This is a genomic window from Pseudomonas sp. TH07 (assembly GCF_016651285.1).
Classification (GTDB): domain Bacteria; phylum Pseudomonadota; class Gammaproteobacteria; order Pseudomonadales; family Pseudomonadaceae; genus Aquipseudomonas.
The window spans coordinates 1194267-1206371 of the sequence record NZ_JAEKED010000001.1 but is presented as its reverse complement, the minus strand read 5'-3'; the positions used below and the strand labels follow the sequence as shown (position 1 = coordinate 1206371).

At 64.4% G+C, this 12105-nt stretch carries 10 protein-coding genes; 7 read left to right on the top strand and 3 right to left on the bottom strand.

Annotation, left to right across the window (positions count from 1 at the left end; genetic code table 11):
- Positions 1-138: 138 nt before the first annotated feature.
- Positions 139-1272, top strand: coding sequence for a TIGR03364 family FAD-dependent oxidoreductase (locus JFU57_RS05760; protein ID WP_078473499.1), 1134 nt, complete (start codon positions 139-141; stop codon positions 1270-1272).
- On the top strand, positions 1272-1883 hold the full coding sequence (locus JFU57_RS05755; RefSeq protein ID WP_078473500.1) for a phosphonate degradation HD-domain oxygenase: 612 nt from the start codon (positions 1272-1274) through the stop codon (positions 1881-1883). The genes JFU57_RS05760 and JFU57_RS05755 overlap by 1 nt, the downstream gene beginning before the upstream one ends.
- Before the next feature lie 42 nt (positions 1884-1925).
- On the opposite strand, the gene JFU57_RS05750 is transcribed toward JFU57_RS05755, so the two are convergent.
- On the bottom strand, positions 1926-3302 hold the full coding sequence (locus JFU57_RS05750; RefSeq protein WP_201128437.1) for a GTPase/DUF3482 domain-containing protein: 1377 nt from the start codon (positions 3300-3302) through the stop codon (positions 1926-1928).
- Positions 3295-4674 (bottom strand): DUF2868 domain-containing protein, encoded by a 1380-nt coding sequence (locus JFU57_RS05745; RefSeq protein ID WP_201128434.1) that lies wholly within the window; start codon positions 4672-4674, stop codon positions 3295-3297. The genes JFU57_RS05750 and JFU57_RS05745 overlap by 8 nt, the downstream gene beginning before the upstream one ends.
- A gap of 96 nt (positions 4675-4770) precedes the next feature.
- On the opposite strand from JFU57_RS05745, the gene JFU57_RS05740 reads away from it, so the two are divergent.
- On the top strand, positions 4771-5283 hold the full coding sequence (locus JFU57_RS05740) for a dihydrofolate reductase (RefSeq protein ID WP_201128432.1): 513 nt from the start codon (positions 4771-4773) through the stop codon (positions 5281-5283).
- A 116-nt stretch (positions 5284-5399) separates the two neighbouring features.
- Here JFU57_RS05740 and JFU57_RS05735 read toward each other — a convergent pair whose 3' ends face one another.
- A complete protein-coding gene (locus tag JFU57_RS05735) occupies positions 5400-6791 on the bottom strand; it encodes an L-cystine transporter (protein WP_078473504.1) in 1392 nt (463 codons plus the stop codon).
- Between the two features lie 241 nt (positions 6792-7032).
- On the opposite strand from JFU57_RS05735, the gene JFU57_RS05730 reads away from it, so the two are divergent.
- From JFU57_RS05730 to JFU57_RS05715, 4 genes are all read left to right on the top strand, one after another.
- Positions 7033-8091 (top strand): haloacid dehalogenase-like hydrolase, encoded by a 1059-nt coding sequence (locus JFU57_RS05730; protein ID WP_201128430.1) that lies wholly within the window; start codon positions 7033-7035, stop codon positions 8089-8091.
- Positions 8092-8280: 189 nt separating this feature from the next.
- Positions 8281-9681 (top strand): MBOAT family O-acyltransferase, encoded by a 1401-nt coding sequence (locus JFU57_RS05725; RefSeq protein ID WP_238596238.1) that lies wholly within the window; start codon positions 8281-8283, stop codon positions 9679-9681.
- Positions 9668-10861, top strand: coding sequence for an SGNH/GDSL hydrolase family protein (locus JFU57_RS05720; RefSeq protein ID WP_201128429.1), 1194 nt, complete (start codon positions 9668-9670; stop codon positions 10859-10861). The genes JFU57_RS05725 and JFU57_RS05720 overlap by 14 nt, the downstream gene beginning before the upstream one ends.
- Position 10862: 1 nt before the next feature.
- Positions 10863-12089, top strand: a complete 1227-nt coding sequence (locus JFU57_RS05715) for an SGNH/GDSL hydrolase family protein (protein WP_078473508.1) — start codon at positions 10863-10865, stop codon at positions 12087-12089.
- Positions 12090-12105: the final 16 nt, after the last annotated feature.

The window sequence follows — 12105 nt, the reverse complement described above, 5'->3', positions numbered from 1 at the left end:
GCTGGAGTGCAGCGCACTCCTGGCAACAGAGCTTGCGGTGTTTTTGAAGCACCGCAGTACCCGGGTTTGGGACCGCTGAGCGGTCCAGCGGGAGCCAGCTCCCTCGCCACGCCCGCCTAATCTTTTCAGGACACGTACATGACTCGACACAGCGATATGCTGATTATCGGCGCCGGCATCCTGGGCCTGTCCCATGCCTATGCGGCCGCCAAGCGCGGCCTGCGGGTGCGGGTATTCGAGCGCAGCGCCACACCCCTGGGCGCATCGGTGCGCAACTTCGGCCAGGCCCTGGTCACCGGCCAGCCGCCGGGCATCATGCTTGAGCTGGCCCGGGCCAGCCGGGAGATCTGGGGTGACTGGGCGCAGTTGGCGGGGTTGCAGCTCAAGCGCAATGGCTCCTACCTGTTTGCCCGCACCGAGGCCGAAGAGCATCTGCTGCAAGCCTTTTGCAATGGGCGTGCAGTGGAGCACGGTTATCGGGTCGAGCTGCTGCGAGGCGCGGCCCTGAATGACCTGTACGGCGGCCAGTTTCGTCATCATCGCGCGGCGCTCCACGGCCTGGACGACCAGCAGTTGTATTCCCGCGAAGCGATTCCGACGCTGATCGAGTACCTGCGCCGCGACCTGGGGGTGGAGTTCCATTTTTCGACCCTGGTCCGCGACATCGAACCCGGGCAGTTGCACAGCACCGCCGGTACCTTTCGTGGCGCGCAGATCGTGCTCTGTTCCGGCCACGACTATCAGACCCTGCTCGCTGAACCCCTGGCCCGGCTCGAGCCGCAAATCTGTCGCCTGCAAATGCTCCGCGCCCGGCCCCAAGTCGACCTGAAGCTGCAGCACGCGCTGCTTACCGGCCTGAGTTGCGTGCACTACGGTGCGTTTTCCGACTTGCCGCAAGCGGCGGCGGTCCAGGCGCAAATCCTGGCCCAGGCGCCCCATCTGCATGAGCATGGCATTCACCTGTTGATCAGTCCGACCCCTTACGGTGAGTTGATCATCGGCGACTCCCACGATTACGGTCGCGATCCTTCGCCATTCAATGCCGAACAAGTGGACGACTGGATGATCGAGCTGGCCGAGCAGACCCTGGGTTGCAAGGTTCAGGTGCTGGAGCGCTGGCAGGGCGTGTACGGCGCGCGCGGGCAGCAGCCGTTTTCGTTCCTGCAGGCGGCGCCGGGGGTGCATGCGTCCCTGATGCACACCGGAGTGGGGATGAGCGTTGGTCCGGCGATGGCGGAAAACAATATCGCCCGCCTGCTGGGAGAAAGCTGATGGAGCATCAAGCCCGGGCGGTTGCCGAGGTGTTTGCGCTGTACGAGCGCTTTGGCGACCACGACTACATTGGCGAGCCGGTATCGCAGATCGAGCACATGTCCCAGGCGGCGCAACTGGCCATGGCCGAAGGCTTTGACGACGAAGTGGTATTGGCGGCGTTCTTTCACGATATCGGGCACATTTGCGCCGAAGATGCGGCAACCATGGATGGTTTCGGCGTGGTCAGCCATGAGCGCCTCGGTGCCGACTACCTGCGTCGGATCGGCTTCAGCGAGCGCCTGGCGCGGCTGGTGGAGTATCACGTGCAGGCCAAGCGCTACCTGACCCTCAAGGAGCCGGGTTATTACCAGCGCCTCAGCGAAGCCAGCCGCCGGACCCTGGAGTTTCAGGGCGGGGTGATGAGTGCACAGGAGGCGATAGCTTTCGAGCAAGACCCGCTATGGGCCATCAGCCTGCGCTTGCGGCACTGGGACGAACAGGCCAAGGAGCTGTGGGTGCCGGTGATTGATATGCAGATCCTCAAGGACAAGGCGCTGGCCCTGCTGGCGCCGCTGCCGCTGGGCGGTTCGGACGCCGAGGTTATGCCGGGGGAACCCCGTCGTCAGTGATGGCCGGCGCAGCCTCGTGCCTCGGCAGCGGCTACAGGTTGGTTATAACGACTGGGCCAGTAGCTCCACCTGTTCCTGGCGTTCTGCCTGATTCAGCCGCGGCTGAGGGTTGAGCGACGACCACTGAGGGTGGGCCCGGGCCTTGTGCAGGGCGTCGGGCAGCTTGCCTTCGCGCCAGCTTTTGTCCTCCGGCGTCGCCACCTGGATGCTGTCCATGGCCGCATGCCCGCGCTGGTTCAGGGCCTGCACCAACTGCCGTTGGCGCAAGGCCAGCAGGCGCAGCACGCTGTCATCCACCGTCAGTTCGCGCTGGCCCTTGATCTTGCCCAGCAGGCGGCTGCCATAGCTGCGGGCGGTTTGCAGGGCGCCGCCGGCAATTGCACCGGCCAGCGCCGCCGCGCCCAGGGTCAGGCCGCCCACCAGCAGGTCGACGCCAGCCCCGGCGGCGGCCCCGGCCGCGATTCCGCTACCGACCCGAACCCCCAGTTGCTTGAGGGTTTCCGGGTTGAACAGGTCATCGCCCCAGCGTCCGTCCAGCAGCGGCAGGTCGCTGGCGGCGGCGTCTCCGGTGCGAAAGGCATAGAGCTTGAGCAGGGCTTCGACACAACGCTGCTCCCGTTGGCGGATGGCGCTGCGCAGTTCGCCGATGGCCTGTTGTTCCAGCGCCGCATCGCTGGCCACGCTGCGGCGGCAGGCCGCGCAATCAATCAGCAATTCGGCGATCAGCCGCTTCGCACTCTGCTCGCGGGCCTGGCGTTGCGCCTGTTGGTCTGCAACCAGCCGTTCCAGCTGCGGGCGCGAGCTTTCCAGGAGCAGGGCCAGGCTTTCATACAGCCTGCGCTCGCCGTCTTCCGGTGGCGCCACGCTGTCAAAACGCACCAGGGCGTGCAGCCCGAGTCGTGCCAGGGCTTCGCGCCAGTCAGGTTCGCGGTGGTTGGCGCTGCTGACAAAATTCAGCACCGGCAGCAGCGGCTTGCCGCAGCTGGCCAGTACTTGCAGCTCATCGCGATACTTGGCCAGCACCGGTTCGCGGGCGTCGATCACATACAGCCCGGCGTCCGAGGCCAGCAACTGGCGCAGAACCTTGGCCTCCTGCTCGAAGCGCTGGCGAGCTTCGCTGCCTTCAAGAAACCGCGTCAGCCGCGCCGGGCCATCCAGGCGTTCGCCCGGGCGCTCCAGGCGTTCGAGGTAGTCGAGCAGGGCGATGGCGTCCTCCAGCCCGGGCGTGTCGTACAGCTCCAGCAAGGCTTCGCCGTCCACCGACAAGCGCGCGCCCTCGACATGCCGGGTGGTGCTCGGCCGGTGGGAGACTTCGCCGAAGCCGACATCCCGGGTCAGGGTGCGCAGCAGCGAGGTCTTGCCGACATTGGTGTGGCCGACCACCGCCAGTTTCAGGGGCGGTTTGCGGGTATCAGTCATGACCGGTCTCCAGCCAACTCAAGGGGGCGCCATCGCTGAAGGGCAATTCCAACTGCTGCAGCGCAGCGTGCCAGTCGCCCAGGCGTTCGGCATCCAGGGCCTGGCCGGGCGGCGCCGGCAGCAACCAGGCGCGGCTGGCACCGGCATTGCGCGCCAGTTCGGCGATCAGCGCCAGGCTGCCGCGATCCGGCGAGCGCCGGGGGTCACAGGCGATGGCCAGGCGCGCCGGGGGGAAGCGGGTCATCTGTTCGAGGAGTTTTTGGCGCGACTCGCGGCTGTCGAGGATGCCGGCGTCTTTCACGCCGTGAGGCAATTGCGGCGGCCAGGGGTATTGGTCGTCGAGTTCGATGGCCACCAGCAGGGCGCCGTCGCTGTCCTGGGTGCCGGTCGCGCCTTCGACGCGATGCAACTGCTGTGGGGCGGCATCCTTGACCCCCAGGCGTTCGCTGCTCGGCATCAGCGCTTTGCGCAGTTGACTGTAGCCCGGCAGGTTGAGGTCCAGGCTCAGGGCTGCGCGGCCACGCTTCCAGCGCCACAGGCACAGCAGGGCCAGCAGCAGGCGCGGCAGCAGGCCGTAAACCAGCACCACGCCGACCAGCCATGCGGCCCAGGCCTGGCGGGCGTTTTCGATATTCAGGGCGCTGTCGCCACTGGCGCGGATCATGGCCTCGCTGGGGAGGCTGAAGCCGATCAGCGCGGGCAGGGCGCCCAGGGCCTGGGTCAGGGCGACGAAGGTGTCGCCGCGCAGTATGGTGGTTTCCCAGACAAAGCCGTAGCGCCGGGTAGCCATCAGCGTCAGCAACAGCACCAGGGCGCTGAGCATCGCCAGCAGCCACAGGCCATGCACCAGCAGACCGATGGCCCAGCGATTGAGCTTTTTGCGTTGCAGCAACAGCAGCAGGGCCGGCGCCAGCTGCGCGGCCTTGGCGTCGCGCGCGAGTTTCTCGCTGAGCCACAGCCACAAACGGCCAAGGCTGGCGCCGTGTTCGCCGGCGAACAGCAGGCCCAGGGCCCAGCTCAGGAGCAGGATCAGGTTCAGGCCGAGCAGGCTGCCCAGGGCCCAGAACACATTGACCGGGAGCTGACCGTCACCCAGGGCGGCGAACGCCAGGCCGGCGCCGCTGATGATTGCCAGCAGCGCCATGGCCAGCAGCGCCAGGCGCGCGCCTTGCAGCCAATGGCCCAGGGCCTCGCTCAGGCCATCGCGGTCGGCCAGCCAGCGGGCGCGGGCGTGGACCCGGGTTGCCAGGTCGCCGCCGGCGTGGCGGGCCAGGCGATTGGCTTCCTGATCCTCGAGTGGGCCGGCGTGTTCCTCGCGCAGGCGCACGGTTTCGGTGAGCCAGAGTTGTTGCAGGGGCGTCAGGTCTGTCACGCGGTGGTCCGTTGCTCAAATGTGCGCTGAGCATAACCGCTGTCACGCTGATCGGGGTACGTGGCGAGGGCGCGAGCCTCTGGTATCCTCGCCGCCATGAAAAAAACTCTCCCCCTCAGCCTGATCGCAGCCCTCGGTGAAAACCGTGTGATCGGCATCGACAACAGCATGCCCTGGCACTTGCCGGGGGATTTCAAATACTTCAAGGCCACCACCCTGGGCAAGCCGATCATCATGGGGCGCAAGACCTGGGACTCCCTGGGTCGGCCGCTGCCGGGTCGCTTGAATATTGTGGTCAGCCGTCAGGCGCAGCTGCAGCTCGAAGGGGCCGAGGTCTTTCCATCGCTGGAGGCCGCCGTGGCCCGGGCCGAGGAATGGGCGCTGGAGCAGGGCGCAAGCGAGCTGATGCTGATTGGCGGGGCGCAGTTGTACAGTCAAGGGCTGGCGCACGCCGACCGCCTGTACCTGACCCGCGTGGCGTTGAGCCCGGAGGGGGACGCGTGGTTCCCCGAGTTCGATCAGCAGCAGTGGCAGTTGGTGTCGGACCTGCCGACCCCGGCCGAAGGCGACAAGCCCGCCTATAGTTTTGAGGTCTGGGAGCGGCGGTAGCCGCTGCCGCGAGGCTCGGGCCGCGTTTGGACGCTGGCCCTGAGCAGCTACATCCCTGTACCTGACACTCCCACGTCGCCCATTCTGCTCTCGCGCTGCTCGGCAGCGGCTACGGGTCAGGCTTGGGCCAGTTCTTCGTGTTCGTCGGCGTTGAGCAGGGTTTTGTCGGTTTGAGCCATGACTTGGCTGGTGATGGCGCCGGCGGTGATCGAGCCGCTGACGTTGAGGGCGGTGCGGCCCATGTCGATCAGCGGTTCCACCGAAATCAGCAGCGCCACCAGGGACACCGGCAAGCCCATGGCCGGCAGCACGATCAGCGCGGCAAAAGTCGCGCCGCCACCCACCCCGGCGACGCCGGCCGAACTCAGGGTCACGATGGCTACCAGGGTTGCGATCCACAGCGGGTCCAGCGGGTTGATGCCCACGGTCGGAGCCACCATCACCGCCAGCATCGCCGGGTACAGGCCGGCGCAGCCGTTCTGGCCGATGGTGGCGCCAAACGAGGCGGCAAAGCTGGCGATGGACTGCGGGATACCCAGGCGCCGGGTCTGGGCTTCGATGCTCAGCGGGATGCTCGCGGCACTGGAGCGGCTGGTGAAGGCGAAGGTCAGCACCGGCCAGATCTTGCGGAAGAAGCGCAGCGGGTTGATCCCGGCCAGGGACACCAGCACACCGTGGACCACAAACATCAGGCCCAGGCCGAGGTAGGACACCACCACGAAACTGCCGAGCTTGATGATGTCCTGCAGGTTGGAGCCGGCCACGACCTTGGTCATCAGCGCCAGCACACCGTAGGGCGTGAGCTTCATCACCAGGCGCACCAGGCGGGTGACCCAGGCTTGCAGGGTGTCGATAGCGTTGACCACTTTCTGGCCTTTCTCGACATCGTCCTTGAGCAGTTGCAGGGCGGCCACGCCGAGGAAGGCGGCGAAGATCACCACGCTGATGATGGAGGTCGGCTTGGCCCGGGCCAGGTCGGCGAAGGGGTTCTGCGGAATGAACGACAGCAGCAACTGCGGCACATTGAGGTCGGCGACCTTGCCCGCGTAATCGCTCTGGATCACCTGCAGGCGGGCCATCTCCTGGGTGCCGGCCACCAGGCCTTCGGCGGTGAGGCCGAACAGATTGGTCAGGCCGATACCGATCAGTGCGGCAATTGCGGTGGTGAACAGCAGGGTGCCGATGGTCAGGAAGCTGATCTTGCCCAGGGACGAGGCGTTATGCAGACGGGCCACGGCGCTGAGGATCGACGCGAACACCAGCGGGATCACGATCATTTGCAGCAACTGCACGTAGCCGTTGCCGACCAGGTCGAACCAGCCGATCGAGGCCTTGAGCACCGGGTTGCCCGCGCCATAGATGCTGTGCAGAGCGACCCCGAACAGCACTCCGAGGACCAGTGCCAGCAGCACTTTCTTGGCCAGGCTCCAGGAGCTGTGGCGGGTTTGCGCCAGGCCCAGCAGCAAGGCGAGGAATACCAGCAGATTGAGGATCAGCGGCAGATTCATTGAAGCTCCGAAAAGATAGGTGCCAATCGAGTGTGGCTGCGATTGCGAACCGGAAATCCTAACAGCTTGATAACTAAAAGATTTAATACCAAAAAAGCAGGTTGACTGTCGTTTTTGGAATAAGCGGCTGGCGTGCAGACGAATGTCGGTGGCGGAATCAGGACGCAGGCGGTCGCGTCGAGACGAGGATCGTCACACTTATTTGTTAGCGTCGATCTCTTTGAATCAGGGAGAACCGCCGATGAAACTTGCTCCGAAATTTCTGGCTGTCGCACTCTGCCTGGGCCTGGCTGGCCAGGCCCTTGCCGCTACCGAACTCAAGCACTGGCCGGCGGCGCAGGCCAAGCAGCTGGACGCGATGATTGCGGCCAACGCCAACAAGGGTAACTACGCGGTGTTCGACATGGACAACACCAGTTACCGCTACGACCTGGAAGAATCCCTGCTGCCCTTTATGGAGAACAAGGGCCTGATTACCCGCGAGACCCTCGACCCGTCACTGAAACTGATGCCGTTCAAGGACACCGCCGAGCACAAGGAAAGCCTGTTCAGCTACTACTACCGCCTGTGTGAAGTCGACGACATGGTCTGCTACCCCTGGGTCGCGCAAGTGTTCTCGGGTTTCACCCTCAAGGAACTCAAGGGCTACGTCGACGAGCTGATGGCGTCCGGCAAGCCGGTGCCGAGCACCTATTACGACGGCGACGTGGTCAAGACCATCGAGGTCAACCCGCCCAAGGTCTTCACCGGCCAGGCCGAGCTGTACAACAAGCTGATGGAGAACGGTATCGAGGTCTACGTGATGACCGCCGCTTCCGAAGAGCTGGTGCGCATGGTCGCCGCCGATCCCAAGTACGGCTACAACGTCAAGCCGCAGAACGTGATCGGCGTGACCACCCTGCTCAAGGATCGCAAGACCGGCGCCCTGACCACCGCGCGCAAGCAGATCAGCGACGGCAAATATGACGAGAAGGCCAACCTCGGCCTGGAGCTGACCCCCTACCTGTGGACCCCGGCCACCTGGATGGCAGGCAAGCACGCGGCGATCCTGACCTACATCGACGAATGGAAGAAACCGGTGCTGGTGGGCGGCGACACCCCGACCAGTGATGGCTACATGCTGTTTCACGATGTGGATGTGGCCAAGGGCGGCATCCACCTGTGGATCAATCGCAAGGACAAGTACATGACCCAACTCAACGGCATGATGGCCAAGCACGCCGCCGCCCAGGCCAAGGAAGGGCTGCCGGTGACCGCCGACAAGAACTGGGTGATCGTCAAGCCCGAGGACATTCAGTAACCCGGTGACCGACGCCGGATCCTGCAGCCTCCGGTTGCAGGTGCCGGCTCGGGGTTGTGGATAAGATCGTTGCAGAGTGTTTCAACTTGTGACAAATAAAGGCCCTCTGCCATAATCGCCGCCGCTTAACGCCGCGGCTTGTTCCTTGCGTGCTGGGCTCCCTTCCGTCTGCGCGTAATGGAATACGTTGTGAGCTATCTCTCGATCGAATTCGGCTTCTGCTTCATCCTGTTTTTCGTCCTGTACTGGTGCCTGTGCGCGAGCCCGCGTCTACAGAACGTGCTGCTATTGGGCGCGAGCTACGCGATCCTCGCCAGCTTCAGCCTGAACTTCCTGTACATCCTGCTCGGCTATACCAGCCTGGTGTACCTGCTGGGGCTGTTGAGCCATCGGTATCCGGGGCGTGGCTGGGTCAATGGCTTGATGCTGTTGCTGGTGCTCGGCACCTTCTACCTGTTCAAGTATCAGGACTTCTTTACCAGCAGCCTGCAAAGCGCCCTGGCCCAGTTCGGCCTGGAAGTGTCGGTGCCTCTGCTGGAAGTGCTGCTGCCGGTGGGGCTGTCGTTCTATACCTTTCATTCGGTCAGCTACCTGGTGTCGATCAACCGGCGCGAGATGAACCCGGCATCGCCCTTCGACCTGGCGCTGTACCTGGCATTTTTCCCAAGCCTGATCGCCGGCCCGGTGAACCGTGCCAGCCACATGCTGCCGCAGATCCGCCCACAAACCGTGCGCCAGGTGCTGGAGCCGCAGCGTGCCTTGGGCCTGATTGCCCTGGCGGTGGTCAAACTGTTTTTCCTCAGCTCGTGGCTGGCCAATGAATGGGTCGACCCGGTGTTCGAGAGCCCGGTGAGCTTTTCCGCCGAGCAGATTCTGCGCAGCGTCTACGGCTACTCGTTCCTGATTTACTTCAACTTCAGCGGTTACACCGACCTGGTGACCGGCATCGCGCTGCTCCTGGGCTTCCGTCTGCCGGAGAACTTCAACTTTCCCTACGCGGCACGCAACCTCAAGGAATTCTGGGGCCGCTGGCACATCAGCCTGTCGACCTTTATCCGCGACTACGTGTACATCCCCCTGGGCGGTAACCGCCGGGGCGTGTGGCGCGGCAACCTGAACATGCTGCTGGCGATGCTGATTTCCGGGCTGTGGCACGGCGCCAGCGCCAACTTCATTATCTGGGGTGCCCTGCACGGCATCGGCCTGGCGCTGTACAAGCTCTTCAGCCAATGGCTGCCGCAGCGCCCGACCTGGATCGGCGCCGACCTGCTGGCCCGTTTGCTGACCTTCCACTATGTGGCGTTTGCCTGGATTTTCTTCCGCTGTGCGTCCTTCAGCGATGCCATGGACATGTTCGCCGGCCTTGGCAACCTGTCGCTGGCCGGCTTGACCAGCCAGGGCGCCTCGCTCCTGGCGTGCCTGCTGTTTGTCGCCCTTTACCCGCAGATCGTGGCGCTGTTGCGCCGCCTGTTCGATGCCAGTACCCGGTTGCCGTGGCTGCTGTATCCGCTGCCGTTGGGGTTGTTCATTTGCTTGGTCATCTTTGCCTCGCCGTCGGGCGTACCGGGGTTTATCTATGCCAGTTTCTAACAGGTCGCCGTGGTTGAGCAGCCAGGGCGCTGCCGCCAAAGTGCTGTACGCCGTGCTGGTCATCAGCCTGATGCTGGTGTGGTTCAACCAGAACTCGATCCGCCTGTACTGCCAGCAGAAGTACCACGAGGGTTGCGAGATTCCCGGGCTGGCGCAGAACCCGCAGTGGCGTTGGGGCGCGCAGTTGAACCAGACGCTGGAGGATGGCCGGCAACGGCTGGTCAGCCAGTTCACCGGGCAGGACGGGCTTGACCTGGTGGCCCAGGCCGAAGCCTCGGAAGACGAACCGCTGGCGCCATTGCCGACCCTCGCCCCGACCTCTGTCGAGCCGGTGGTCCTGGCACCCGTAGCGCCGGCCGCGCACCCGGCCAGCCATCCGGTGGCGGTCCAGGCGCCGGTACATGAACCGGCCCAGCCGGCCGTGCACGAGCCGGTGCATGAACCTGCAGTGGCCGTAGCGGTCGAACCCTCGACCCAGGCCAGCCCCACCCCTGGTGACAGTGCCCAGGTCACGCCGTTGATGGCGTCCCTGGCCTTGGGCGATGAAGTTTTTTTTGTCGGTGACTCGCTGATGCAAGGCGTGGCGCCGCACATGGCCAATACCTTGCGCAAACGCTACAACGTCAAAAGCGTGAACCTCAGCCGGCAGAGCACGGGGTTGGCCTACCCGAACTTTTTCAACTGGCCCAAGACCGTGGAAAGCACCCTGGCCGCCAATCCGAACATCCGCCTGATGGTGATTTTCCTCGGGCCCAACGACCCGTGGGACATGCCCGATGGCAAAGGCAAACCCTTCCTGCGCTTCAAGGCGCCGGACTGGGAAGTGGCTTACCGCCAGCGCATCGATTCGATCCTCGACGCCGCGCGCGAGCACAACGTGCAGGTGATCTGGGTCGGTCCGCCGAATATGGAGAAAGCCAAGCTGTCGGCGGCCATGGCCTACCTCAACGTGCTGTATAAAAGCCAGATCGAGCAGTACCACCAGCACTTTGTCTCGGCCAACGAGATCCTGGGCTATCAGAACGACCAGTTCTCCTATTACCTGACGGACGCCAACCAGAAGAAGGTCAAGACCCGGGTCGATGACGGCATCCACTTCACCCCTACCGGGCAACGGCTGATCGCCGAACGCGTGATCTCCATGATCAACTTTCCAACCCAACAAATAACGGAGCACTGACATGCGGCGACTGCACGGCATTGCGCTGTTGTTGAGCATTACCCTGCTGAGCAGTTGTAGCCCTACCTCCCAGGTCCAAGCCACTCCCGCGGCGGGCGCCGGTAAACCGGGTGTGGCCTCTAAGAAAATCCTCCCGGTGCCGGGCAGCGACCCGAACCTTGCCTTGCTGGCGCGCAAGTTCAGCACCTCGGATCGCACCCCGATCAGCATCGTGCAACTGGGCGACTCGCACACTGCGGCCGACCTGTTCAGCGGTGAAATGCGCCGTTTGTTACAGGCTCAGTACGGTGACGGCGGTATCGGCTTTATCGCCGCCACGCCGGTGCCGGGGACCCGCTATGAGCGGGTGATCCTCAACGTGGCCAAGCGTCAGTGGTCGCTGGTTTCGGCGCGTAATCAGCAGAGCACTCAGTTTCCCCTGGGCGGTTATCTGTCGTTGCCCCAGACCCCGGGGGCCAAGGTACAGATCCGCGAGCGCGAGCCCAGCCGCCAGCAGTACCGGGTGTCGGCGCTGTACCAGGCCACTACCAACAGCACCCTCAAGGCCCAGTCCAACCTGACCCAGGCCACCCGCATGCTGGCCGCCACGGGTGGGCAATGGCGCTTCAGCCCGCCGTTCAACAACCTGAGCATGCCCATGGAGCTGAGCGTCGCCAACAACTCGGGCCTGGCCCTGGGCGGCTGGAATATCCTCGGGCAGAAGAGCGCCGGAGTGATCTATTCGTCGCTGGGCATCAACGGCGCGCGCCTGGATGTGGTGGATAAATGGCAGCCGGGTTGGGCCGATGCGCTCAAGGCCCTGCGTCCGGACATGGTGATCCTGGCCTACGGCACCAACGAGGCGTTCGATGATGACCTGGAGCTGGACAAGTACCGCGCCCAGTTGCAGGACAAAATCACTCTGTTGCGCAAAACCCTGCCCAAGGCGGTGATTCTGCTGGTCGGTCCACCGGACTCGATCAAGCGCCGTGGTGCTGGTTCCTGCGCCGCCGCGCAGCCGCAGCCCCTGCGCCAACTGGTGCGGATCCAGAAGGACCTGGCGCAGCGTAACCGCACCCTGTTCTGGGACTGGCAGGCCTTTATGGGCGGTCCGTGCTCCATCAGCCAATGGCAATCCAACGAACTGGCGCGCAACGACCTGGTGCACCTGACGGCCGATGGCTACCGCAAGAGCGCCGATGGCCTGTACCGTTTCCTGCGTGAGCAATTGGGCCAGCCTGTACCCTAGGCGTGACCTGGCCCCG

What these genes read in the sequence shown, in the direction of transcription:
- JFU57_RS05715 (WP_078473508.1), top strand. Translation starts at nt 10,863, where the DNA reads ATGCGGCGACTGCACGGCATTGCGCTGTTGTTGAGCATTACCCTGCTG.
- JFU57_RS05755 (WP_078473500.1), top strand. Translation starts at nt 1,272, where the DNA reads ATGGAGCATCAAGCCCGGGCGGTTGCCGAGGTGTTTGCGCTGTACGAG.
- JFU57_RS05730 (WP_201128430.1), top strand. Translation starts at nt 7,033, where the DNA reads ATGAAACTTGCTCCGAAATTTCTGGCTGTCGCACTCTGCCTGGGCCTG.
- JFU57_RS05720 (WP_201128429.1), top strand. Translation starts at nt 9,668, where the DNA reads ATGCCAGTTTCTAACAGGTCGCCGTGGTTGAGCAGCCAGGGCGCTGCC.
- JFU57_RS05750 (WP_201128437.1), bottom strand. Translation starts at nt 3,302, where the DNA reads ATGACTGATACCCGCAAACCGCCCCTGAAACTGGCGGTGGTCGGCCAC.
- JFU57_RS05760 (WP_078473499.1), top strand. Translation starts at nt 139, where the DNA reads ATGACTCGACACAGCGATATGCTGATTATCGGCGCCGGCATCCTGGGC.
- JFU57_RS05735 (WP_078473504.1), bottom strand. Translation starts at nt 6,791, where the DNA reads ATGAATCTGCCGCTGATCCTCAATCTGCTGGTATTCCTCGCCTTGCTG.
- JFU57_RS05740 (WP_201128432.1), top strand. Translation starts at nt 4,771, where the DNA reads ATGAAAAAAACTCTCCCCCTCAGCCTGATCGCAGCCCTCGGTGAAAAC.